Consider the following 22,783-nt stretch of genomic DNA (forward strand, 5'->3'; position numbering starts at 1 on the left):
CGACGAGGAGACTCCATGACCGCCACCGCGCAGCCCGCGCATGTGATCTTGAACGTCAACGTTCTCGACGTAGGAATAGCGCCCGGCGCGTGGACCCTCGACGACGTGCCCGCGGGCGCATTCGTCGACGCCGGGCATTTCGTGCAGGCCGCCCGGACCGCCGAACGCGGCACCCTCGACGCGCTGTTCCTCGCCGATGGACCGGCCCTGCGCGAAGATCCGCGGCACAAACCCGGACGCGCGCTCGAGCCCGGGGTCATCCTGTCGGCGGTCGCCGCCGAGACCGAGTACCTCGGGCTGATCGGCACCTTGTCGACCACGTTCAACGATCCGGTCGAACTGGCCGAGCGGCTGCTGTCGCTCGACCACGCCTCCGGCGGGCGGCTGGGCTGGAACGTGGTGACGACCTATTCGCCCGCGGCAGCCGGGAATTTCGGGTTGAGCGAGATGCCCGATCGCGATGCGCGCTACCGCCGGGCCGAGGAATTCGTCGAGGTGGTGCGCGCACTGTGGGACAGCGCGCTCGACGGCGGTGTCGTGCACCACCACGGCGAACACTTCGATGTGGAGTGGGGACTGCGCACGCCGCCCTCGGCGCAAGGCTATCCGCTGTTCGTCCAGGCCGGAGGTTCGCCGGCCGGGCGGATCCTGGCCGGGCGCAGCGCGCACGCGGTGTTCTCGGCGGAACTGACGGCGGCCGCGGCGATCCGGCATTACCGGCACGTGAAATCGGTCGCGCGCGAAGCCGGACGCGATCCCGGCGAGGTGAAGATCCTGCCGGGCCTGACCACGATCATCGGCTCCACCGAAGCCGAAGCGCTGCAACGGTTTCAAACCCTGTTCCGGTCGGTCGACGAGGGGCCCGAGCGGATACGGCTGGAGGCGACTCTCGGCGTGCCGTTGGATTCGCTGGATTTCGATCGCCCGCTCCCCGAGGCGGTGCTGGCCGGTCCGCCGGATCCGAGTACCTTCTCCGCCTCCCTGGGCTTCCGGGAGTCGATCGTCGAACTGGCCCGCGAACGCGATCTGACACTGCGGGAGCTGATTCGGGAACTGCACGGCGGCGCCGGCCATCGCGCGGTGATCGGGACACCCGAGGACGTCGCCGACACGATCGAGGACTGGTTCCGCCGCGGCGCGGCCGACGGCTTCAATCTCATGCCCGATGCCTTCCCCTCGGGCCTGACCACCTTCGTCGACGAAGTGGTCCCGATTCTGCGCCGTCGCGGGCTGTTCCGGCACGAATACACCGACTCGACGCTGCGGGAACGGTTCGGGTTACCGGTGCCCGCTCCCGCCGCCGTGCGGGTGTGAACGGACGTGGCCCCTCGACGTATCTGCACGGTACCTGTCGTCTTCGTTCAGATCCGCTTCAACGACGGTGTAGTCGATCTGGCCGATCACAACCCTCGGAACCGTCCCGGGACCGGCCTAGCCTGAGCGCACGCCCCGAGGCGTCCGATCTGACGAGCGCAACGCGCCGCCCCTGAAACGAATCGAAACCTATGTCACACAGAAGAATTCATCGCCGTCCGGTTGCGCTGGCGCTCGCCCTGCTCACCGCGGTGGTGATCGCCGGATGCGCCACGCCCGCCCGGCAGGTCGCCGTGAGCGACGACAACGCCACGCCCGTACCCGGCGGGACGTTGCGCTTCGGCGTGCTCGACGCTCCGGCGAATCTCGACCCGCATTCCGGCAGTTCCTATCCGGAATCGCTGATCACCAGCAACATCACCGACAAACTCGTCTACCAGAATCCGAAGACCGGTGCGCTGGAGCCGTGGCTGGCCACCTCGTGGCAGTACAACGACACGCTCACCCAGTTCACCTTCCATCTGCGCGACGACGTCACCTTCAGCGACGGAACGAAGTTCACCGCCGATTCGGTGAAGGAGAACTTCGATCTGCTCGGCCGGGGCGACCAGCGACTCGGAATCGTTCCGGTGACCGCTTATTGGGTGGGATATCAGGGCACCGAGGTGGTCGATCCGACGACGGTGCGGGTGAGTTTCGATCGGCCCAGTGCCGGGTTTCTGCAAGCGTTGTCGCTGTACTTCTCGGGAATCGTGGCGCATTCGACGCTGGTTCTGCCGAAAGAACAACGCAGCCAGGCCCAGAATGTCGTCGGAACCGGGCCGTTCACCCTCGCCCAGCACGTCTATCAGCAGAAGACGGTCCTGAAGAAGCGGCCCGGCTACCACTGGGCGCCGGCGAGCCGGAAACACAACGGTGACGCGTATCTGGACGCAGTCGAGATCGATGTCATCCCCGAAGCCGGGGTGCGCACCGGTGCGCTGCGGGCGGGAACCGTCGACGCCATCCTCGACGTCAACAACACCGACGAGGCGCCGCTGCAGGCGCAGGGCTACCGGATCGTGCCGCAACTCATTCCGGGCCGCGACATCTCGCTGGACTTCAAGACCGACCGCTTCCCGACCGACGACAAGGCCGTGCGGCAGGCGGTGCAGCTGGGCTGGAGCCGCGACGCACTGGTCAAGACGGTGCTGACGCCCAGCTACAAGGTGTCGAGTTCGGTGGTGTCGGAGCGTGTTCCGGGATACGTGGACTTCTCCGCGGATCTGCGGGAGGACCAGGGCAAGGCCGAACAGATTCTCGAGGCCGACGGTTGGCACAAGGGCGCCGACGGCATCCGGGTCAAGGACGGGCGGCGCCTGCAACTCGATCTGCTGGGCATCGACAATCTGGTCAACAACAAGCCCGCCTATCAGCTGATCCAGCAGGATCTGCGCAAGATCGGCATCGACCTGCAGCTCAATGTGCTGCCGATTCCCGACTACACCGCCGCCAGCACGCAGCAGGGACGCTGGAACATCCAGGTCGCCAACCAGAGCCGGGCGGATATCTCGGTGCTCGAGCAGGTGTACTCCCCGCAGTACGGGAATATGGCCAAACTCGCGCCGGGCAGTCCGGAGGCGAACGAGGCGGTCGCGAAACTCAGCGCCCTGAGCAAAACCCTCGACACCGCCCAGCGGGCGAAGGCCGCCGCGGAGGCGCAGCGGTATCTGCTCGACGAGCAGGTGCTCACCGTGCCGGTGTACAACCCCGCGCAGGTGACCGCCGCCGGTGCCAAGGTGCACAACGTCGGTTACGAGGCGCAGTCGCGAAATGTGTTCTACGACACCTGGATCGAGCAGGGGTAGTCGTGCTGCGCTATGTGGCCGCGAAGCTCGCGCAGGCCGTGTTCGTGGTGTGGGGCGCCTACACCGTGACCTTCGCGCTGCTCTACGTCCTGCCCTACGACGCGGTGGACGTGCTGTTCGATCCGGCCCAGGGTGATCTGATCACCGCGGGCGACAAGCAGAAGGCGCGGGTCTACTACGGTCTGGACCACTCGCTGTTCGGCCAGTACCTGCACCGTCTCGGGCAGGCCGTGCACGGAGATTTCGGCCGCTCCACCCGGACCGGGCTGGACGCGTGGGCGATGATCAGCAGCGTGCTGCCGCAGACCGCGGTGCTCGCTGTCACCGCGCTGGTGCTGGCGGTGGCCCTGGCCACGGTGGTCGCGATCGTGGCCGCCTACACGCGGTGGCGGTGGCTGGCGGAGCTGTTCGCGACGTTACCTGCGGCCGGGGTGTCGATTCCGGTGTTCCTGCTGGGATTGGCCGCGCTGCAGGTGTTCTCGTTCCGGCTGGGCTGGTTTCCGCCGATCGGCAACGACGGCGTCGCCAGCCTGGTGTTGCCGGCGGTGACGCTGGCGATCCCGGTATCGGCACCGATCGCGCGTTTGCTGCTGGAGAACCTCGACAGCGGGATGCGCGCGGGCTATGTGACGGTCTCGCTGGCCAAGGGGGCGACCCGGCTGTGGGTGGTGGTGCGCGAGGTGCTGCGCAATGCCGCACTGCCCGCCCTGACCATCGCCGGGGTGACGTTCGGGAATCTGCTGGCGGGTGCGGTGATCGTCGAAACGGTGTTCTCCCGTTCGGGTTTGGGCCGGTTGACCGAGACGGCGGTGCGCACCCAGGACGTCGCGGTCGTGCAGGCCGTGGTGGTGCTCGCGGCAGTGATCTTCGTGGTGGTGAATCTGATGGTCGATCTGGTGTATCCGGTGCTGGACCCGCGACTGCGGGCTCGGCTGTACGCGCGGAGCACGGCATGAGCGGGCTAGGGCCGGAGGCGGCAGCGCAGCGTCACCACGCAGGCACCCCGCTCGTGCCCGTCGAACCCAGCATGAGCGGGCGAGGGCCGGAGGCGGCAGCGCAGCGTCACCACGCAGGCACCCCGCTCGTGCCCGTCGAACCCGGCATGAGCGGGCTAGGGCCGGAGGCGGTGGCCGTGCTCGACGAGGTGGAGCTGCACGCAAACGAGTTGCAGCGCACTCGGTTTCATCGGCTGGTGCGCACGGCGCGTACTCGGCCGGGGCTGGTTCTCGCGTGGCTGGTGGTGCTCCTGGTGATCGGCTGGGCGGTGGCTCCGTCCTGGTTCACCGATCACAGCGCGGTCGACGGTGACCCCGATTCAGGGTTCCTGCCGCCGTCGTTCGCCCATCCGTTCGGCACCGACCGGCTCGGTCGGGATCTGCTGGCCCGGGCCATCTACGGCACCTCGACCACCCTGACCGCGACCCTGCTCGCGGTCGCCCTCGGGTTTCTCGTCGGAACCCTGATCGGACTGCTCAGCGGGATCATCGGCGGCCGGCCCGACGCCGCGGTCATGCGCTGTGTCGACGTGCTGCTGTCGATCCCGGCCTTGCTGCTGGCGATGACCATGGTCACCGCCCTCGGCTTCGGCACGGTGAATATCGCGCTGGCGGTGGGAGTTTCGGCGGTCGCCTCGTTCGCGCGAGTGATGCGCTCGCAGGTCCTGACCGTGGCGGGCAGTGATTTCGTGGCCGCCGCCTACGGCTCGGGAGCCGGCTTCGTCCGTGTCGTGGTGCGGCACGTGCTGCCCAATTCGATCCGGGCGGTGCTCTCGCTGGCGGCGCTCGAATGCGGTACCGCGGTGCTGGCGGTCGCCGCGCTGGGCTTCCTGGGTTACGGGGCGCCGCCGCCGCAGCCGGAATGGGGTCTGGCGGTCTCCGAAGGCCGCGACTTCCTGGCCACCTATCCGTGGATCGCACTGTGCCCCGGCGTACTGATCGCCGTGGTCGTGCTGTCGGTGAATCGAATCGGACGCGCGTTGGGAGAACAACGATGAGCACTACCGGACCCCTGCTGCGGATCGACGATCTCACCGTCCGGTATCGCGATGCCGCCGCGCCCGCGGTGTCGGGGGTGTCGCTCGAGGTCGCGGCGGGCGAATTCGTCTCGATCGTCGGCGAATCCGGCTCCGGCAAGAGCACCACCATCCATGCCGCGCTCCGGCTCCTGCCGCCGGCCGCGCAGGTACGTGCGGGGGCGCTCGAGATCGGCGGACAGGATGTGTCGCGGTGGAGTGACCGGCGACTGGCACGGGTGCGTGGCCCGGTGGTCGGCTTCGTGCCGCAGGATCCGGGAACGTCGCTGAATCCGGTGAAACCGGTGGGCCGGCAGGTGCTCGAGGCGCTGCGACTGCATCGGCGCGCCGACGCGGGCCGTGATCTGGTCGTCGAGAAGCTGGCGGCGGCGGGATTGGCCGCACCGGAGCGGGTGTACCGGCAGTATCCCCACGAATTGTCCGGCGGTATGAAACAACGCGTGCTGATCGCGATCGCGCTCGCCAACGATCCGGTGCTGCTGGTCGCCGACGAGCCCACCTCCGCCTTGGATGTCACCGTGCAGAAGCGAATTCTGGACCGGCTCCAGGTGTTACGCGAAGAGTTGGGTTTGGGCGTGCTGCTGGTCACCCACGATCTGGGGGTCGCGGCGGAGCGGTCGGACCGGTTGCTGGTCCTGCAGCGCGGCCGCATTGTGGAGCAGGGGGCGGCGGCCGCGGTGCTGTCCGCACCGCGCCACGAGTACACCCGCAGGCTGCTCGCCGCGGCGCCCGCCGCGCATTCCGGGCGGCTCGCGCCCTCCGCGGGAGCGCCCGTCCGATCCGAGGTGGTCTCCGCGCCACCGGTTCTGCGGCTGTCGGAGGTGACGAAGGGTTTCGGCGGGGGAGTGCGGGCCGTGGACGAGGTCTCGCTCTCGGTGCGGGCGGGGACCACTCATGCGATCGTCGGAGAGTCGGGCGCGGGGAAATCCACCCTGGCGCGGCTCGTGGTGGGCCTCGAACGCCCGGACGCGGGTGCGGTGTGGCTGGACGACGTCCGCGTCGACGGCAAGGGGCGCCGCCCGCGTCCGCTGCGCCGGCAGATCCAGCTGGTGTATCAGAATCCGTACACCTCCCTGGACCCCCGCTTCGACATCGCCTCGATCATCGGCGAGCCACTGCAGGCGTTCGGCCTGATCCGGGACCGCGCGGCGCGGCGCCGGCGGGTGGCCGAGCTGTTGGACGCGGTGGCGCTGGACCGCGCACACCTGAGCAGGCGTCCGGCCGAATTGTCGGGAGGCCAGCGGCAGCGTGTCGCGATCGCGCGGGCGCTGGCCGCCGAACCCCGTGTCCTGGTGCTCGACGAGGCCGTCTCCGCACTCGATGTGTCGGTGCAGGCGCAGATCCTGCAGCTGCTGACCGATCTGCAGGCCGAGCACGGGCTCACCTATCTGTTCATCACGCACGATCTGGGTGTGGTGCGGCTGATCGCCGACGACGTGACCGTGATGCGCAGCGGACGGGTGGTCGAAACAGGTTCGGTGACAGCGGTTTTCGAGGAGCCGGAGGAGGAGTACACCCGTACCCTGCTGGCCGCGGTGCCGGGGGCGCGGGCACAGCTGCCGGTGCCGGCGTGAGGCCGGCAGCTACACAGAATCGTTCTGATCGTAAGGATTTCCTCCACGATCACCCGCTGGCAATGATGAACACCGGATGTCCCGCAGTCGAAGCGAGGGACCATGTACGACATTCGACGGCTGATCCTCCTGCGGGATCTGGCCGAACATACGACGATGACCGCGGTGTCCGAACTGCACGGCATCACCACCTCGGCGGTATCGCAGCAGCTGCGCATCCTCGAGGACGAGGTCGGCGTCGTGCTGACCCGCCGCGAGGGCCGGGTACTGCGGCTGACCAACGCCGGGCGTGTCCTGGTGGATCACACGTCTCGGATCGTGGCAGCGCTGGAGGAGGCGGAATCCGCGGTCAGCGCCACCTCGGAGGCGGTGACCGGCGTATTGACCGTCGCCACCTTCCGCACCGCTCAGATGCGCCTGGCGCTGCCGGTCACGGTGCGGTTGCGCGCCGACCATCCCGGGCTGCGGGTGCGGCTGGTGGATCTGCGGCCGGTGGATTCCGTCCCGGCGGTGCGTCAGCAGGACGTGGATCTGGCGATCACCTATTCGTATTCGTTCCGGTCCCGGGATCTGCCACTGGGTCTGGCCTCGGAATATCTGTTCAGCGACCCGCTGGTCCTGCTCGCCCCGCCGCAGTGGCGGGAGCGGGTCCGGGAGCACGGGTTGAGCAGTCTTCGCGATGCCGACTGGATCACCGCCCTGGACGGGGAGCCGTCGGTGGCGTCGGTGCATTTCGCCTGCCGGGAAGCGGGGTTCGCGCCGCGGATCGAACATCGCAGCGGAAGCTTCGAAGGTATGGCCGAGATGGTCGAGCACGGGCTGGGAGTGACGATCGTGCCGGAGATCTCGGTCGCCGACCGGCATACCGGATTGGTCGCGTGCTCGATCGACAACGGCGTCCGGCACGTCGGTGTGACGTATCGGCAAGCCTCGCTGGAGCGACCGGCCGTGGCGGCGGCGATCCGCGCGCTGCGCTCGGTAGCTCAGCCGCTGCGCCTGGCGTCGTGACGTTTCAGAAAACTGGCGCGGATGCCGGGCCGCGAAGCGAGAAGGAGTAGCCATGGCGCGACGCCGAGTCCATCTGAATGTGAACATCCTCAACGCCGGAGTTTTCGGCGGAGCGTGGCGATTTCCCGGCGCCGATCCGGAGGCGAGTTTCGGCCTGGACCACTATGTGCGGATCGCGCGGACGGCGGAGGCCGGGAAGTTCGACGCGATCTTCCTCGCGGACGGGCCCGCGCTCCGCGACGATATCCGTTTCCGGCCGTTCAACAGCCTGGAACCGTCGGTGATCCTGGCCGCCGTGGCGGCGGCGACCGAACGGATCGGATTGATCGCGACACTGTCGTCCAGTTACAACGATCCGTACGACGTCGCGCGCCGCTTCGCCACGCTCGACCTGCTCAGCGGCGGGCGGGCCGGATGGAACGTGGTCACCACGGCCGGCGCCGAATCGGCCCGCAACTTCGGCTACGACGACGAGTTCGACCACACCACGCGGTATCGCCGGGCGGCCGAATTCGTCGATGTGGTGCGCAAACTGTGGAACAGCTGGGAACCCGGCGCCCTCGTCGGGGACAAAGCGGCCCACCGGTTCGCCGATGTGGATCGCATCCACCGGATCGACCACCGCGGTGAATTCTTCGATGTGGCAGGGCCGTTGAACGTCCCGCGCTCTCCGCAGGGCGAGCCGGTGATCGTCCAGGCCGGTGCCTCGGACGCGGGGCGGGCGCTCGCCGCGACGGTCGGTGAAGTGATCTTCACCGCCGCACAGACGGTGGCCGAAGCGTCCGAGTACCGACGCGATGTGTCCGCGCGCGCGGCAGCGGCGGGCCGGCCGCCCGGCAGTTTCCTGGTGCTGCCGGGGTTGTCCACGGTGATCGCGGCCACCGAGCGTGAGGCGGCCGAGCGCCGAGCCCTGCTGGACGAACTGGTGCCCACCGAATACGCGCTGCAACGGCTGGCCGACCAACTCGGTGTGAATCCGGAAGTGCTGCAACCGGATTCGCCGCTGCCGTTCGACAAGCTGCCCGATTCGCGGGTGGCGGGTGGCTCGCACACCTTCCGCCGTGTGGCCGTCGACCTGGCCCGTCGCGAGAACCTGACCGTGCGGCAGCTGCTGCGGCATCTCGGCGGCGGACTCGGTCACCGCATCGTGACCGGCACACCGGAGCAGGTCGCCGACACCATCGTCGAGTGGGTGGAGGCCGGGGTGGCCGACGGATTCAACCTGATGCCCGATGTGCTCCCCGGCGGCCTGGACGACTTCGTGACGGGTGTGGTGCCGATTCTGCAGCGGCGCGGCGTCTTTCGCACCGAATACAGCGGCAGCACACTGCGCTCGCATCTCGGCTTGCCGATACCGGAACCGATCCGCACCCCGGAGGTGGCGCGATGACGCGCGAACTACATTTCTTCGTCAATGTCGGCAGCTCCGGCTACCACCCCGCGGCCTGGCGTGAAGACGATCTGCCCGCCGACGCCTTCATCCGTTTGTCGCACTATCGCCGGACGGCCGAGATCGCGGAACGGGGTGCGCTGGACGGGCTGCTGTTCCCGGATATCCCGGTGCAGCAACCGTCGATCGCCCGCGCGCCGGCGGCCACCCTCGATCCCATTCTGCTCACCTCCGCCCTGGCGGTGAGTACCGAGCGGATCGGCCTGATCCCCACCGCCACGACGACATTGAATCGGCCCTACAACCTGGCGCGGCGGATCCTGTCGCTGGACCGGATCTCCGGCGGCCGGGCGGGATGGAACGTGGTCACCACGTTCGCCCCGGATGCCGCCCGCAACTTCGGCCTCCACGACCTGCCCGAGCGGGAGGAGCGTTACCGGCGTGCCGCCGAATATGTCGACCTCACCCTCCGGCTCTGGGACAGCTGGGAGGACGACGCCGTCATCGGGGACCAGGCCGCCGGCAGGTTCGCCGATCCCGCCCGGGTGCACGCGGTGGACCACGACGGTGAGTTCTACCGGGTCGCCGGGCCGCTGAACGTGCCGCGCTCGCCGCAGGGGCGGCCGGTGCTCGTGCAGGCGGGTGCGTCCGGACCCGGCCGGTCCTTCGCCGCGGCGTGGGCCGAGGCGATCTACACCACCCATCTGAGCCTGGCCGGGGCGCAGGAGTTCGCCACCGAGATACGCAGCGCCGCAACGGCTTCCGGCCGCGATCCAGATGCCGTCCGGATTCTTCCCGGCCTGATCCCGGTGCTGGGCTCGACCGAGCGGGAGGCGCAGGCGGCGTTCGATCGGCTGCAGCAGCGGTTGCACCCCGACAGCGATCCGGTGCGATCGCTGGCCGCCTGGCTCGGACATCCCGACGAGGTGCTCGATCTCGACGCACCGCTGCCGCCACGGTTGCTCACGCTGCCGGAAGGACGGATCGGGCCGCAGGGCTTCTTCTATTCGCTGACCCGGTACGCCGCCGAAACCGGATATACCGTGCGGCGGTTGCTGACCGAATTCCTCGGCGGGCACCGTGTCGTCGCCGGTACGCCGGACGCGGTCGCCGACCACATCGAGCACTGGTTCCGCACCGGCGCGGTGGACGGGTTCACCGTCATTCCCGCGGTCTTGCCGGCGTCGCTGGCCGATTTCGTCGATCAGGTGGTGCCGCTGCTGCGCGCCCGAGGACTGTTCCGGCGCGAATACACCGGCACCACCCTGCGTCACCACCTCGGGCTGGCGGAACCGTCGAATTCCTTCGCACCGGCCCTCGCGGCCGCCGACAGAAAGTGACAACTCACCGCATGACATCCCGCTATCTGGGCCGCACCGGTGTGCTGGTCAGCCCACTCACCCTGGGCGCCATGAACTTCGGCGCCTGGGCCAACCGCGATCACGACGACGCGATCCGGATCATCCATCGCGCACTGGACGCCGGCATCACGGTGGTCGACACCGCCGATGTGTACTCGCAGGGCGAGAACGAGCAGATCGTCGGTAAGGCACTCACGGGCCGGCGCGACGAGGTGTTCCTGGCCTCGAAGTTCCACGGGCAGATCGGCACCGATCCGAATACCCGCGGTAATTCGCGCCGCTGGATTCTGCGCGCGGTCGAGGACAGCCTGCGCCGCCTCGGCACCGACCATCTCGATCTCTATCAGATCCACCGGCCCGATCCTGATGTCCCGCTGGAGGAAACGCTGGGCGCGCTCGACGATCTCGTCAGAGCCGGCAAGATCCGCTACTACGGCACCACCACGTTCGAACCTCATCAGCTGGTGGAGGCGCAATGGGTGGCCGAGGATCGGCAGCTGCACCGGCCGGTCAGTGAACAGCCGCCGTATTCGATCCTGGCGCGCGGTGCCGAACGGGCCACGCTGCCGGTGGCCCAGCGCTACGGGCTCGGGGTGCTGACCTGGAGTCCGCTGGCCGGTGGCTGGCTGTCGGGACGCTACCGCGACGGTGGGCAGGCGCCGGAATCCTCACGGCTGCAACGCCAGCCGCATCGCCACGATCCGGCCCTGACGGTGAATCAGCGCAAACGCGCCGTGGCCGAGGAGCTCGCGAAACTGGCCGACGAGGCCGGACTGTCGCTCGTCCACCTGGCTCTGGCGTTCGTCCTGCAGCATCCGGCGGTGAGCTCGGTGATCATCGGACCACGCACCCTGGACCAGCTCGAAGGCCAGCTCGGCGCGGTCGACGTGCGCCTGGGCACCGACGTGCTGGACCGCATCGACGAGATCGTCGCGCCCGGCGTCACGATCAGCCCCGCCGACGAGGGCTACCTGCCGCCGTCACTGACCGAATCCACCCTTCGCCGCCACCTTCCGGGAGCCCGCCGATGAGCCTGTCCGACCTGCGTACCCTCGGCCGCACCGGCGTGCGGATCAGCCCGTTCGTCCTGGGCACCATGAACTTCGGGGCGCGCGGCAACACCAGCCACGAGGAATCCGTCGCCCTGATCCATCGCGCACTCGACGCCGGGATCAACACTATCGACACCGCCGACACCTACTCGCGCGGCGAATCGGAGATCATCGTCGGCAAAGCGCTGGCCGGTCGCCGTGACCAGGTGATCCTGGCGAGCAAATTTCACAATTCGGTCGACGACGATCCGTCGCATCGGGGTAACTCCCGGCGCTGGATCGTGCGTGCGGTGGAGGATTCGCTGCGCCGCCTGGGCACCGATCACCTGGACCTGTATCAGGTGCATCGGCCGGAGTCGATCACCGCGATCGACGAGACCGTGGGTGCGCTCGACGATCTGGTGCGCGCGGGCAAGATCCGCTATTACGGCACCTCGGTATTCTCGCCCGCCGAATTGGTCGAGGTGCAGTGGTCGGCCGACCGGCGCCGGTGGCACCGCGCGGTCAGCGAACAAGTGCCCTACTCGCTGCTGGTCCGGGGCATCGAACGCGAAACCCTGCCGATCGCAAGGAAATACGGCCTCGGCGTCCTCACCTACGGTCCGCTGGCCGCCGGCTGGCTGAGCGGTAAGTATCGGATCGGGGCCGACCAGCCGGCATCACACCGGGCCGACCTGATCCCGGGGCGCTTCGATATCGACGCCCCGGCCAATGCGGCGAAACTCGCCGCCGCCGACGCGCTGGCCCGGTTGGCCGAAGAATCGGGCCTGAGCCTGATCGAGCTGGCGATCGGTTTCGCGGGTTCACATCCGGACGTCTCGGGCATCATCATCGGCCCCCGCACCGGCGAACATCTGGACACCTACCTGCGCGCCGCCGATGTGGTGCTGGAATCCGAGGTGCTGGATCGGATCGACGAGATCGTCCCGCCCGGAACGTATTTCCACGAACGCGACACCGGGAAGATCCCCGACGCCCTCGCCGACCCGGCATTGCGCCGCTCGGCCTGACACCGCCCGGCCGCCGAGCCGGCGTTTCAGGCGCTATCCGGCGGGTTGTGGCGTGGCCGAGCCGGTGCGCTCGATCAACTCCTCCAACTCGAGCTCCCCGGCGCGGGTTTGCGCCCCCGCCTCGAGTGCGGCGGAGAACCGTTGCACCGCATCGGTTCCGGTGAAGAGCGGCATGAGCAGCTCGAGCTCGGCGGCCAGGCCCTCGGTCAACGGCAGCTCGCTCGCGGTCAGCACGGCGCGTTTGGCGGCGGCGACCGCGGCCGGGGGATGACCGGCGATGCGGCGGGCGAGGTCGTCGACGAAGGCGTCGAGCTCCTCGGCGGGCAGGGCGCGGTCGACCCAGCCGTAGTGTTCGGCGGTGCGCGCATCGTAGAGTTGCGCCCCCAGAACGACCTCCAGCGCCCGGGAGCGGCCGATCAGCCGTGGCAGCAGCTGTGTGCCGCCACCACCGGGAAAGATGCCGAGCGCTACCTCGGGCTGGCCGAACCACGCGTGATCGAGTGCGGCGTAACGCAAATCGAGTGCGAGCAGGAATTCCGCACCGCCGCCGCGGGCCCGGCCGGTGATCTTCGCGATCGTCGGCTGCGGCAGGGCGCGGTAGCGTTCGAACAGGGTCGGCCCGGGACCGGCGGCATAGGTTTCGAGCGCTTGCGGATCGGTGACCAGACGCATATCGCCGTGCGCGAGAAAGAATTCCGGGTTCGCGCTGGCGAAGACGACTACTCGGGTCCCGGGATCGTCGCGCAGTTCGGCGTGCAGCCGGTCGAGGTCGGCTACCAGTGCTTCGTCGAGCAGATTGACGGGGGGATGGTCGATGGTCACGGTGGTGACGCCGTGGTCGGAGTCGACGGTCAGAGCGGTGAAGTGAGCGGACATGACACTCCTGACTTCTATTGTAGAACTCAGACCCTAGCTGACTTCGCATTCAGAACTCAACCGGTAGCATCACCGGTATGGAATGGGCATCGGTCGGATTGGACAACTGCCCGGTGGTCCGCGCACTGGAGGTGGTCGGCAGCCGGTGGACGCTGATCGTCCTGCGCGAATTGTTCAACGGCGTCCGGCGTTTCGAAGACATTCAGCAGCATCTGGGGGTGTCGACCTCGGTGCTCAGCAAGCGGCTGGCGGACATGGTCGACCAGGGGCTCGCCGAGCGGCAGCCCTACCGTGCGGACGGACGGCGCGAACGATACGAGTACCTGCCCACCGCAAAGGCATGGGATCTGTATCCGGTGGTCGTGGGCCTGATGCAATGGGGCGACCGTTATCTCGCGGATCCGGCGGGTCCGCCGGTGCGGCTGGTCGACGGCCGCACCGGGCGGGAGGTCGTCGCCGCGGTGGTGCCCGCCGACACGCCCGCCTGCGATCCCGCCGATATCGAGGTGATCGCCGGGGCGTCGATTCGGCGAGTAGCCGGCGGATCGGAGTGAGGGTGTCGGCGCTCAGCCGATGAGTTCACCGCGGGAACGGTTCGCGGCATCGGGCGCCCAGGCGGCGTGCAGTCTGGCGTAGCGGCCTCCGGCGGCCGAAAGCTGCTCGTGGGGGCCGTCTTCCACGATCCGGCCCGCGTGGAAGACGAGGATTCGATCGGCGATCTCGGCGCTGTGCAGCCGGTGGGCGATGGTGACGGTGGTGCGGCCGGAGGTCAGCTGCACCAAGGCGCGTTGCAGTCGCACATCGGTGGCCGCGTCGACGCCGCTGGTGGCCTCGTCGAGCACCAGCAGATCCGGATCGGTCAGGGCGGTGCGCGCCAGGGCGACCAGTTGCCGTTCGCCCGCCGACAGCGCTTCGCCGCGGCGACCCACCACCGTCTGCAGGCCGTCGGGGAGGTGGTCGATCCATTCACGCAGGCCGAGCCGGTCCAGGACGTCGAGCACCGCCTCCCGGGAGGCGCCGTCGCGCCCGAGCGCGATGTTGTCCTCGATGCTGCGGTCGAACAGGAACGGATCCTGCGGCACGATCGCCACCCGCCGCGCGAGCACCCCGCCGTCGATGTCACCGGTATCGATATCCCACAGCGCCACCCGCCCGCCCGAGGGCAGCAGCTGACGGGTGATCAGTTTGGCGAACGTGGACTTACCGCAACCGGTTTCGCCGACAACCGCGACGTGCTCACCCGCCGCGATCCGCAGATTCACCGGACCCAGTGCGAGCCTTCCCGGCACGTAGCCGAATGTCACCCCGGCCAGTTCGACGGTCGCCGCGCCGGGCGGGAGGGTGGTGTGCCGGGGCGTACGTGAGCTGATCGGAGCGTCCAGAACAGCCGCCACCCGGCGCAGTCCGGCCTCGGCGTTGCGGGCATCGGCGAGGCTGGTGACCGCGAACTGCATGGGCCGCACGAAGAAGGTGGCCAGGAACAGGAATGCCACGATGTCACCGGCGCTCGCGTGCAGCGGGCCGATGCCCGCGGCGGTGCCCACCACGATCACCGAGGTGGTGATCAGTCCGCTGGCCCACTCACCGACCGACATGTTGAATCCGACCGGCCACAGGGTCTTCCGCTGTGCGGTGAGAACGGCGTCGATGCGCCGCTCGGTGCCCGCGCGCATCCGCTCCTCGATGCCGTAGCCCCGGATGGTGTCGATACCGAGCAGCAGTTCCAGCAGTCCGGCGTACAGTTCGCCGATCCGCACGCGTACCGCGTCGAAGCGCTGCGACACCAGTCGCTGCAATCGGCGCCCGGCGATCGGGACGAGCGTGCCGATGATCAGCACCAGCACCGCCAGCGGCCACGAGTACACCGCCATCACGGCCAGAGCCAGCACCATCTGGCAGAGGTTCTGCACCAGGGTGACGCCGCCCGACTGGGCGTAGACCGTCACCATGTCCAGGTCGTTGGTGACGCGGGCGACCAGGTCACCGCCGGAATCGGTGCCGCGATCGGCGGGATCGCGACGCAGTACGCGGGTGAAGGCCGCGGTGCGCAATTCGAACAGGAATCGTTCCACGATCCGGATCAAGCGGCGGTTCACCAGCGAGGAGCTCAGCATCGCGGCCAGGACCGCCGCCACGCCGACACCGACCGCCTCGAACACGATATGAGACCGGGCAGCCGGCGTGGTGTCGGCGAGCAGAGCATGGTCGAGCGCGTATTGGATCGTGACCGGGATGACGATGCGACCGCCGCCGGCGACCACGACCAGCAGCGCGATACCCAGCAGAGCGGTGCGCGGCACGGGTGCGTGGCGGTCGAGTCGGCGCAGCAGTGCGGGAATCGAATCACGGTGCGGTGCAGCGGAGTTCATCGCAGGGTCTCCGCGGTGTCGTAGGCGCCGAGCAGATCTCGATACCCGGGTACGGTCGCCGCCAGTTCCTCGTGCGGGCCGTGCGCGACGATGCGACCGGCCTCGAGGTAGACGACGGTGTCGGCGAGGGAGATCGTCGCCGCCCGATGGCCGACCAATACGACGGTGGTGTGCCGGTCCGTTCCCGCGTATTCCGTGCGTAGCCGCTCCACCACGGTGTGCTCGACCAGAGGGTCCAACGCGGAGGTGGTGTCGTCCAGCAGCAGCAGGCGCGGTCTGCGAAATATCGCCCGGGCCAGAGCGATGCGTTGCCGTTGCCCGCCCGACAGCTGCGCGGACTCGGATACCACGGTGTCGAGCCCGCCGGGCAGTGCCGCGACGAAATCGTCGGCGCCGGCCACACGCAGCGCGCGCCGGACCGCGTCGTCGCCGGCGGTCGCGCCGAGAGTGATGTTGGCCCGCAGCGTGTCGGTGAACAGGAAGGCGTTCTGGGTCACCAGGGCGGTGCGATCGCGCAATGCCGCGGGGCTGAGCTCGCGGGTGTCGACGCCGTCGACGGCTACCGTGCCCCGGTCGGCTTCCAGCAGATGGGCGATGAGGGCCAGCAGAGTGGTCTTCCCGGAGCCGGTCGGGCCGACGACGGCGACCAGGCCGCCCGACGGAATCCGCAGCGCGATGTCGTGCACCACCCGCGCCGAGGTGTAGCCGAATTCGGCCGCGGTGAGGTGGACCGCACTTCCGGAGGCCGGCAAGTCGGGCCGACATCGCCCCTGCGCGGGGCGTTCGGTTTCGGCGGCGGTGGCCGCCAGTTTGTCCTGTCCGGCGACGCCCAGGGGGAGCACCCCGAGAAAGCGTGCCAGGACGTTCAGCGGGATCGCGGTGGTGATCAGCAGATAGACGACCTCCACGAGCGTTCCGACGCCGAGCTGCCCGGCTTCGATGCGGCCGACCCCGACAGCGAGAATCACCAGCGCGGCCAGCGGCGGCAGCAGCTCGATCGCCGGTTCGAAGATCGCGTTGGCGCCGCCGACCCGCAAATTCGCCGCCCGCAGCCGGTCGGCCGATGCCTCGAACCGCGCGATCTCCTGATCGATGATGCCCAGGGTGGCGATGACCTGACGGCCCTCGACCGCCTCGTGTGCCAGAGCGCTGAGCACGGCGCGCTGGTGCTGGGCCCGCTGTGCGCGCGGCGCCAGCACGCGCTGATAGGTCAGATTCGCGGCCAGGACCAGCGGTATGACGATCACGGCGATCACCGCGAGCCAGGCGTCCGCGAGCGCGATATCGACCATCACCAGCGTCAGCATCCCGGTCATACCGACGGCGAACGGGAAGTGCTGCATGGGATCCCAGGCCATCTCGGTGTCGGAGACCGCATGCGAGACGAGATATCCGGCCTGATGACGTCGATGCCAGGACACGCCCAGGCGGAGATACTGTGCGACCACGGCCTTGCGTGCCGCCGCGGTGGACCCGAACTGGATGTTCCCGGTCGCGACCGTCCGTCCGATGATGGTGACCGCTCGCAGCAGCGAGACCCCGAGTACGAAGACGGCGCCGACAGCCCCGGCGGCCCACCCGAATCCGTGGTGAGCGAATCCGGCGACCACGATGTGGTCCGTACACCAGCCCACCGCCTTGGCGCCGAGCACCATGCAGCCGCCGTTGACGATGCTGCAGAAGAAGGCGATCGCCGCCATCCGCGGATGCCGGCGGCAGCCGCGTACCAGGCTCGCCAGCCCGCGGCGCAGCGTGTTCGCGCCCCGCTCGGTCTCGATCCCCGCCGCGGCCAGGACCGGATTACCCCCCATGCTCATGAAGCCGACTGCCGGTGCACCGAATCTGCCACGCGTGCCACCGGCACCTCCTCATCTGTCGATTCGTCCACTGTCGCGAAGTTCGTTGTTTATGGCAACGAACTTGATCGGCGTGATTCCAAAACCACCATCGGTGTCGCGGGCCGGGGAGAACAAGACAGTTCCGCTTATCGAATCGTTCAGTTCAACTGAACGCTCGCGGCGTCAATGATTAGGCAGGGCAAGGGATTTCAATCATCGTGAGCGCACCCGTCGATTTCGTCCGGCGCGAGTGTTCCACTGTGGCGACCACTCAGGCCGCGGACGATTCCGGCTCCAGGAGGACTGCCATGACCCCGATATCACGACCGGATTCGCCGGCCGAAGCACTGGTACGCATCCGCGAGGTGCTGGCCGAATTCGCGAAGGGCGCCGGGGAACGCGACCTGTCCTTCGAACACCCCGACGAGCTGATTCGCGCACTGGGTGACGCCGGATTCGGGCGCCTGCGGGTGCCGGTCGAATTCGGCGGCTTCGATGTCGACCTGCCGACGCTGTTCGATCTGCTCGCCGAAGCCGGTCGCGCCGACTCCAACATTCCGCAGATTTGGCGTGGCCATTTCACCACCACCGAAATCCTGCGCGCCGAAACCGACTCCGAGGTGCGGGCCTACTGGCTGCACCGGATCGGCGCCGGCGCGGTATTCGGCAATGCGCAATCGGAACCGTCGGCCGTGATCGCCGCGGCGGAGGCCGCGGGCACCGTCACGGGCGAATGGGGCTCGACCACTACCCGGGTGCGCACCGACGAACACGGCCGGCGGCTCGTGTCGGGAACCAAGTTCTATTCCACCGGCTCGCGCTTCGCCGACTTCATCCGCGCGGCGGTGGTCGACGAGGACGGCCATCGCGGCTTCGTCGTCGTCCCGGCGCATCATCCGGGCGTCACCCACGCCGACGACTGGGACGGTATCGGGCAACGCCAAACCGGCAGTGGCACGACGCTTTTCCACGACGTTCCGGTCGAGGAGCACGGTGACATCGGGCGCTATCGGGAGTCGCTGCGCGGTCTGGACTCGTTCGTGCAGATCGTACATCTGGCGAATCTGACCGGTATCGCGCGCAGTATCGTCGCCGAAACCGTGGATCTGGTGCGCGGGCGCACGCGCACCAGTCTGCACGCGCTGACCCGCAACGCCGCCGAGGATCCCGAGGTGCTCGGTGTCGTCGGTCGGCTGGAGGTCCGGCGCCGCACCGCCGAAACCCTGCTGCGTCACGCCGCGGTGACCCTGGAGGCAGCCCACACCAGCGGGGCGGAGGCCGATTTCGGGTACGCGTACGTCGAGACCTCCGCGGCCCAGGTGGCTGTCATCGAGGCGGTGCTCGACGCCGCGACCACCGCCTTCGACGCACTCGGCTCCTCGGCGGTGCGCAACAGCGTTCATCTGGACCGACACTGGCGCAACGCGCGCACGCTGGCCTCGCACAACCCTGTCGTCTACAAACCGCGGCTCGTCGGCGACCATCTGGTCAACGGTGTGACGCCGCAGCCGGGCTACTACCGGGACCGGCCCTCGGTCGCTGATGCGGGCGAGCCGGCCGTCGAGGTGCGGAGCCACCGGTGAGCGAATACCTGCACATCAACGTCAACATCCTCAACGCCGGAGTGTTCGGTGGGTCGTGGCGCTTCCCCGGGACCGACCCTCTGGCCAGTTACGGCATCGACCACTACACCTCGATCGCGAAGAAGGCCGAGGAGGCCACCCTCGACGCGGTCTTCCTCGCCGACGGGCCCGCGCTGGACCCGAGCGTCGAACATCGCCCCGGCAACAACCTCGAGCCGACCACGGTGCTGGCCCGGATCGCGGCGCGCACCGAGCGGATCGGGTTGATCGCCACGCTTTCGTCGTCGTACAACGATCCCGTCGAACTGGCCCGCCGCCTCGGCGATCTCGACCATCTCAGTGGTGGCCGCTTCGGCTGGAACGTGGTCACCACCGCCGGGCCGGTCGCGGCGCGCAACTTCGGCCGCGACGCCGAACCCGACCATGCGCTGCGGTACCGGCGGGCGGCGGAATTCGTCGAACGGGTCGTCGCGAGCTGGGCCGAACGCACCGAATTCCGTTCCCCGCAGGGCCGGCCGGTGGTCGTGCAGGCCGGTGGCTCCAGTGACGGCAAACGGCTGGCCGCGCGGGTGGGGGAGGTGATCTTCTCCGCCGAACAGGATCTCGGCACCGCGCGGGCGTTCCGCACCGAATTGCGGGAGGGTGCACGGGCATTCGGCCGCGATCCGGACGACATCGTGATTCTGCCCGGGCTGTCCACCGTGGTGGGCAGCACCGAGGCGGAGGCGGCCCGGCGCCGAGAGTTGCTCGACGAACTGCTGCCTGAGGCCTATGCGCGCAACCGGCTGGCCGGACAACTCGGCATCTCGCTGGACGGCCTCGCCGACGACGAGCGCATCCCCGCCGACCTGCTGCCCGAACCCGACGACGCCGGCGGTTCGCAAACCTTCTACCGGGTCGTCAAGGACATCATCGATCGGGAGCGCCCGACATTGCGACAGCTGCTGAAGAAGCTGTCCGGCGGCGGTGGGCACCGCATCGTGGTCGGCACTCCGGAACAGATCGCCGACGACATCGAACGGTGGTTCCGGGCCGGCGCCGCGGACGGATTCAACGTGATGCCCGACGTATTACCGTCCGGATTCGACGATTTCGCCGACCATGTGATCCCGGAACTGCGCCGGCGCGGACTGTTCCGCACCGAATACGACGGCAGGACGCTGCGCGAACATCTCGGTCTGGGCGTTCCCGAGGTCCCGGTGGGGGTCTGGGACCGCGGACCACTGGAGGCGGCGCGATGAGCACTGCGTTCGCCTCGAACCCGCCCCTCGAACGGAGGACAGCATGATGAGCACCGTTCCGATCCTGATCGACGTCGCCGTCGGGCCGGCAGCACCGGATGCGACCGCCTCCGAGTCCGGCGCCCGATCCGCTGCCGGCGCTGCCGCATCGACAATCGAAGCGGGCGAACTCGTTTCGATCGAGTCGGCGGCGCGTATCGCCGCTGCCGCGCAGCAGGCCGGGGTCGCCGCCCTGCGCATCCTCGACTCGGCCGGGGGCCGGCGCGCCCTCGATCCCAGCATCGCCGCCGCCTATCTGGCCGGGCAGGCCGGCGATATCGGCTATCTGGTCGATATCGCGACCACCCACAACGCGCCCTACAACGTCGCCCGCCGGGTGCTGTCCTTCGATCGGGCCACCGGCGGCCGCGCGGGGTTGGTGCTGCGTCCCGGTGACGGTGACGAGGTGAGCGATGCGGTCACCCCGCGCTCGCCGTCGCTGCCTCCGGGACGACGCTGGGCGGAGTACGCGGAAGTCCTTGCCCGCCTGTGGGAATCGTTCCCGCGCGCGGCGTTGCTCGGCGATCGGGAACGTGCGCGGGTGGTCGATCCGGCCCTGATCGCGGGCATCGATCACGAAGGTCGTGGCTATCGCGTCGCCGGGCCCTTGGACGGTCCGTCGTCGGTGCAGGGGCGTCCACTCGTCGTCGCCGCCGATACCGACCTGGTCGGATGGGATGTCGCGGCCCGCTCGGCGGACGCCGTCATCGTCGCGGGCACCGCCGTCTCGGGGGCCGGGCGCGCGCTGGCCGCCGCCCTGGAGCGCGTCGGCAGACGACGCGGCGAGGTGGCGCTGATCGGCCGCGCGCCGGTGACGGTGCGCGACGCGCGTGACGGGCGTGCGGCACTGTCCCGGCTGGTGGATTGGGCACACGCCTACGATCTCGACGCGGTGGAGTTGTCGCCGACCGGCGGCGCCCGCGGTGTACTGGCCGCCGCCGAGGCGGTGGCGACGGTGCGATCCGCACGGCGTGCTCCCACATTGCGGGCCGCGCTCGGACTGCAACCGGTTGCGGCGGTGCTGCGATGACCGCCGTTCAGTCGCCTCGCACCCCGACCGTGGCCGGTCCGACCGTGGCCGGTATCCGCGCCGCCGCCGAGCCGATTCTGCGCCGGCTCGGCGAGACCGCCGCGGCCCGCGAATCCGCTCGCGACTACGCCTTCGCCGAGGTGCGCGCACTCGCCGAAACCCGGATCGCGCTGACGGGCATCGCCCGCGAGGACGGCGGTGCGGGCGGTTCGCTGCGCGCCGTCGCCGATCTGGTGATCGCGATAGCTCGTGCCGATTCCAGTGTGGCACAGGCCCTTCGCAGCACCTTCCTGACCGCGTACCGGGTCGCGAGCCGCCCCGATCTCCCGCAGCGGGATCTCACCCTGCAGCGGCTGCGGGCCGGCGACCTGTTCGCCGGCACCGCCAACGAACGCACCGGCGGGGCGAGCGGGCAGACCAATGCGACGGCCCGCCGCTCGGGTGCCGACTGGATCGTCGACGGCGAGAAGTACTACTCGACCGGCGGCCTGTACGCGTCCTGGTTCTCCACCCAGGCGCGCACCGAGGACGGTACGGTGCTGCGCTTCACCGTGCCCTTCGATCGCGCGGGCATCGAGCGGCTCGACGATTTCGACGCCGTCGGTCAACGCCTGACCGCCAGTGGCACAACGCGTTTCACGAACGCGCCGGTGTACGGCCACGAGGTCACCGAAACCGAGGCCGACGAGCCGGACAATCCGTGGCAGGGCTCCTTCGCGCAGCTCTACCTCGCCGCGGTCGAGGCCGGAGTGGCGGCGCGCGCGTTCGACGACGCCGTCACCTTCGTGCGAGAGAAGGCCCGCCCGATCAAACACAGTTCCGCGAGCGCCAGTGTCGACGATCCCTACGTCCGCCAGACGGTGGGCCGGATCGCGGCCCATGCTCAGGCGGCACGCGCGGTGGTCCTCCTCGCCGCGGAAACCCTCGCGGGCGTGCACGGCCTGACCGGCGCGCAGGCCCGCGCCGCGGGCGCCGCGGCCGCGGTCGAGGTCGCACAGGCCGGTGTGGTCGCCATCGAATCGGGTTTGTCCGCAGCGGAATTGCTCTTCGACGTAGGTGGCGGCTCGATCACCGACCGTGGCCTCGGTTTCGACCGGCACTGGCGCAATGCCCGCACCGTCGCCAATCACAATCCGCGCCAATGGAAACAGGCCGTCGCCGGCGCCTACCACCTGACCGGTGCGGAACCACCGACCACCGGACTGTTCTGAGCCCATCA

18 protein-coding genes are annotated in these 22,783 nt (G+C 69.1%); 15 read left to right on the forward strand and 3 right to left on the reverse strand.

Features of this window, described 5'->3' with window-relative positions; all coding sequences use genetic code 11:
* Positions 1-15 precede the first annotated feature (15 nt).
* The 10 genes from ON23_RS34145 to ON23_RS34190 all read left to right on the forward strand — a co-directional run bounded on the left by ON23_RS34145 (position 16) and on the right by ON23_RS34190 (position 12,588).
* Entirely contained in the window at positions 16-1,314 is a 1,299-nt protein-coding gene (locus ON23_RS34145) for an LLM class flavin-dependent oxidoreductase (protein ID WP_039783787.1), read from the forward strand.
* A 191-nt stretch (positions 1,315-1,505) separates the two neighbouring features.
* The gene (locus tag ON23_RS34150; protein ID WP_039783789.1) at positions 1,506-3,161 is read left to right on the forward strand and encodes an ABC transporter substrate-binding protein; all 1,656 of its coding nucleotides are present in this window, start codon (positions 1,506-1,508) and stop codon (positions 3,159-3,161) included.
* 2 nt (positions 3,162-3,163) lie between these two features.
* On the forward strand, positions 3,164-4,117 hold the full coding sequence (locus ON23_RS34155; RefSeq protein ID WP_039783792.1) for an ABC transporter permease: 954 nt from the start codon (positions 3,164-3,166) through the stop codon (positions 4,115-4,117).
* Positions 4,114-5,154, forward strand: coding sequence for an ABC transporter permease (locus ON23_RS34160; RefSeq protein ID WP_083904417.1), 1,041 nt, complete (start codon positions 4,114-4,116; stop codon positions 5,152-5,154). Before ON23_RS34155 ends, ON23_RS34160 begins: the two co-directional genes overlap by 4 nt.
* Positions 5,151-6,767 (forward strand): dipeptide ABC transporter ATP-binding protein, encoded by a 1,617-nt coding sequence (locus ON23_RS34165; RefSeq protein WP_039783797.1) that lies wholly within the window; start codon positions 5,151-5,153, stop codon positions 6,765-6,767. The genes ON23_RS34160 and ON23_RS34165 overlap by 4 nt, the downstream gene beginning before the upstream one ends.
* 102 nt (positions 6,768-6,869) lie before the next feature.
* Positions 6,870-7,775 carry a LysR substrate-binding domain-containing protein gene (locus ON23_RS34170; RefSeq protein WP_036503399.1) on the forward strand — a complete coding sequence of 302 codons (906 nt, stop codon included), beginning with the start codon at positions 6,870-6,872 and terminating at the stop codon, positions 7,773-7,775.
* Positions 7,776-7,827: 52 nt separating this feature from the next.
* Positions 7,828-9,165, forward strand: coding sequence for an LLM class flavin-dependent oxidoreductase (locus tag ON23_RS34175; protein ID WP_039783800.1), 1,338 nt, complete (start codon positions 7,828-7,830; stop codon positions 9,163-9,165).
* Entirely contained in the window at positions 9,162-10,505 is a 1,344-nt protein-coding gene (locus ON23_RS34180; protein ID WP_039783802.1) for an NtaA/DmoA family FMN-dependent monooxygenase, read from the forward strand. Before ON23_RS34175 ends, ON23_RS34180 begins: the two co-directional genes overlap by 4 nt.
* An 11-nt stretch (positions 10,506-10,516) precedes the next feature.
* Positions 10,517-11,557 (forward strand): aldo/keto reductase, encoded by a 1,041-nt coding sequence (locus tag ON23_RS34185; RefSeq protein ID WP_039783804.1) that lies wholly within the window; start codon positions 10,517-10,519, stop codon positions 11,555-11,557.
* Positions 11,554-12,588: an aldo/keto reductase gene (locus tag ON23_RS34190; RefSeq protein ID WP_039783806.1), complete on the forward strand. Its 1,035-nt coding sequence runs from the start codon at positions 11,554-11,556 to the stop codon at positions 12,586-12,588. Before ON23_RS34185 ends, ON23_RS34190 begins: the two co-directional genes overlap by 4 nt.
* A gap of 33 nt (positions 12,589-12,621) precedes the next feature.
* Here the strand turns inward: ON23_RS34190 and ON23_RS34195 are convergent, their stop codons facing one another.
* Positions 12,622-13,464 carry an enoyl-CoA hydratase/isomerase family protein gene (locus ON23_RS34195; protein ID WP_039783807.1) on the reverse strand — a complete coding sequence of 281 codons (843 nt, stop codon included), beginning with the start codon at positions 13,462-13,464 and terminating at the stop codon, positions 12,622-12,624.
* A 77-nt stretch (positions 13,465-13,541) separates the two neighbouring features.
* Between ON23_RS34195 and ON23_RS34200 the strand changes: the two genes are divergently transcribed.
* Positions 13,542-14,018, forward strand: coding sequence for a winged helix-turn-helix transcriptional regulator (locus tag ON23_RS34200; protein WP_051043741.1), 477 nt, complete (start codon positions 13,542-13,544; stop codon positions 14,016-14,018).
* A gap of 12 nt (positions 14,019-14,030) precedes the next feature.
* Here the strand turns inward: ON23_RS34200 and ON23_RS34205 are convergent, their stop codons facing one another.
* Together ON23_RS34205 and ON23_RS34210 are read right to left on the reverse strand one after the other, a co-directional pair.
* The gene (locus tag ON23_RS34205; RefSeq protein WP_039783808.1) at positions 14,031-15,833 is read right to left on the reverse strand and encodes an ABC transporter ATP-binding protein; all 1,803 of its coding nucleotides are present in this window, start codon (positions 15,831-15,833) and stop codon (positions 14,031-14,033) included.
* Complete coding sequence (locus ON23_RS34210) at positions 15,830-17,650, reverse strand: ABC transporter ATP-binding protein (protein WP_083904418.1); 1,821 nt, start codon at positions 17,648-17,650, stop codon at positions 15,830-15,832. Before ON23_RS34210 ends, ON23_RS34205 begins: the two co-directional genes overlap by 4 nt.
* A 329-nt stretch (positions 17,651-17,979) precedes the next feature.
* Here ON23_RS34210 and ON23_RS34215 point away from each other — a divergent pair, with 329 nt between their 5' ends.
* The 4 genes from ON23_RS34215 to ON23_RS34230 are packed head-to-tail and all read left to right on the forward strand — an operon-like array spanning position 17,980 to position 22,775.
* On the forward strand, positions 17,980-19,254 hold the full coding sequence (locus ON23_RS34215) for an acyl-CoA dehydrogenase family protein (protein WP_039783809.1): 1,275 nt from the start codon (positions 17,980-17,982) through the stop codon (positions 19,252-19,254).
* Entirely contained in the window at positions 19,251-20,495 is a 1,245-nt protein-coding gene (locus tag ON23_RS34220) for an LLM class flavin-dependent oxidoreductase (protein WP_039783811.1), read from the forward strand. Before ON23_RS34215 ends, ON23_RS34220 begins: the two co-directional genes overlap by 4 nt.
* A gap of 46 nt (positions 20,496-20,541) precedes the next feature.
* Positions 20,542-21,564: an LLM class flavin-dependent oxidoreductase gene (locus ON23_RS34225; RefSeq protein ID WP_083904420.1), complete on the forward strand. Its 1,023-nt coding sequence runs from the start codon at positions 20,542-20,544 to the stop codon at positions 21,562-21,564.
* Positions 21,561-22,775, forward strand: a complete 1,215-nt coding sequence (locus tag ON23_RS34230) for an acyl-CoA dehydrogenase family protein (protein ID WP_039783814.1) — start codon at positions 21,561-21,563, stop codon at positions 22,773-22,775. The genes ON23_RS34225 and ON23_RS34230 overlap by 4 nt, the downstream gene beginning before the upstream one ends.
* Positions 22,776-22,783 lie beyond the last annotated feature (8 nt).

This window comes from Nocardia cerradoensis NBRC 101014 (assembly GCF_000308535.1).
Taxonomy (GTDB): Bacteria; Actinomycetota; Actinomycetes; order Mycobacteriales; family Mycobacteriaceae; genus Nocardia; species Nocardia cerradoensis.

Bases quoted from the DNA above. Each gene is read 5' to 3' on its own strand.
- ON23_RS34145 (WP_039783787.1), top strand. From the start codon at position 16: ATGACCGCCACCGCGCAGCCCGCGCATGTGATCTTGAACGTCAACGTT.
- ON23_RS34150 (WP_039783789.1), top strand. From the start codon at position 1,506: ATGTCACACAGAAGAATTCATCGCCGTCCGGTTGCGCTGGCGCTCGCC.
- ON23_RS34160 (WP_083904417.1), top strand. From the start codon at position 4,114: ATGAGCGGGCTAGGGCCGGAGGCGGCAGCGCAGCGTCACCACGCAGGC.
- ON23_RS34165 (WP_039783797.1), top strand. From the start codon at position 5,151: ATGAGCACTACCGGACCCCTGCTGCGGATCGACGATCTCACCGTCCGG.
- ON23_RS34170 (WP_036503399.1), top strand. From the start codon at position 6,870: ATGTACGACATTCGACGGCTGATCCTCCTGCGGGATCTGGCCGAACAT.
- ON23_RS34175 (WP_039783800.1), top strand. From the start codon at position 7,828: ATGGCGCGACGCCGAGTCCATCTGAATGTGAACATCCTCAACGCCGGA.
- ON23_RS34180 (WP_039783802.1), top strand. From the start codon at position 9,162: ATGACGCGCGAACTACATTTCTTCGTCAATGTCGGCAGCTCCGGCTAC.
- ON23_RS34185 (WP_039783804.1), top strand. From the start codon at position 10,517: ATGACATCCCGCTATCTGGGCCGCACCGGTGTGCTGGTCAGCCCACTC.
- ON23_RS34190 (WP_039783806.1), top strand. From the start codon at position 11,554: ATGAGCCTGTCCGACCTGCGTACCCTCGGCCGCACCGGCGTGCGGATC.
- ON23_RS34195 (WP_039783807.1), bottom strand. From the start codon at position 13,464: ATGTCCGCTCACTTCACCGCTCTGACCGTCGACTCCGACCACGGCGTC.
- ON23_RS34200 (WP_051043741.1), top strand. From the start codon at position 13,542: ATGGAATGGGCATCGGTCGGATTGGACAACTGCCCGGTGGTCCGCGCA.
- ON23_RS34205 (WP_039783808.1), bottom strand. From the start codon at position 15,833: ATGAACTCCGCTGCACCGCACCGTGATTCGATTCCCGCACTGCTGCGC.
- ON23_RS34210 (WP_083904418.1), bottom strand. From the start codon at position 17,650: ATGAGCATGGGGGGTAATCCGGTCCTGGCCGCGGCGGGGATCGAGACC.
- ON23_RS34215 (WP_039783809.1), top strand. From the start codon at position 17,980: ATGACCCCGATATCACGACCGGATTCGCCGGCCGAAGCACTGGTACGC.
- ON23_RS34225 (WP_083904420.1), top strand. From the start codon at position 20,542: ATGAGCACCGTTCCGATCCTGATCGACGTCGCCGTCGGGCCGGCAGCA.
- ON23_RS34230 (WP_039783814.1), top strand. From the start codon at position 21,561: ATGACCGCCGTTCAGTCGCCTCGCACCCCGACCGTGGCCGGTCCGACC.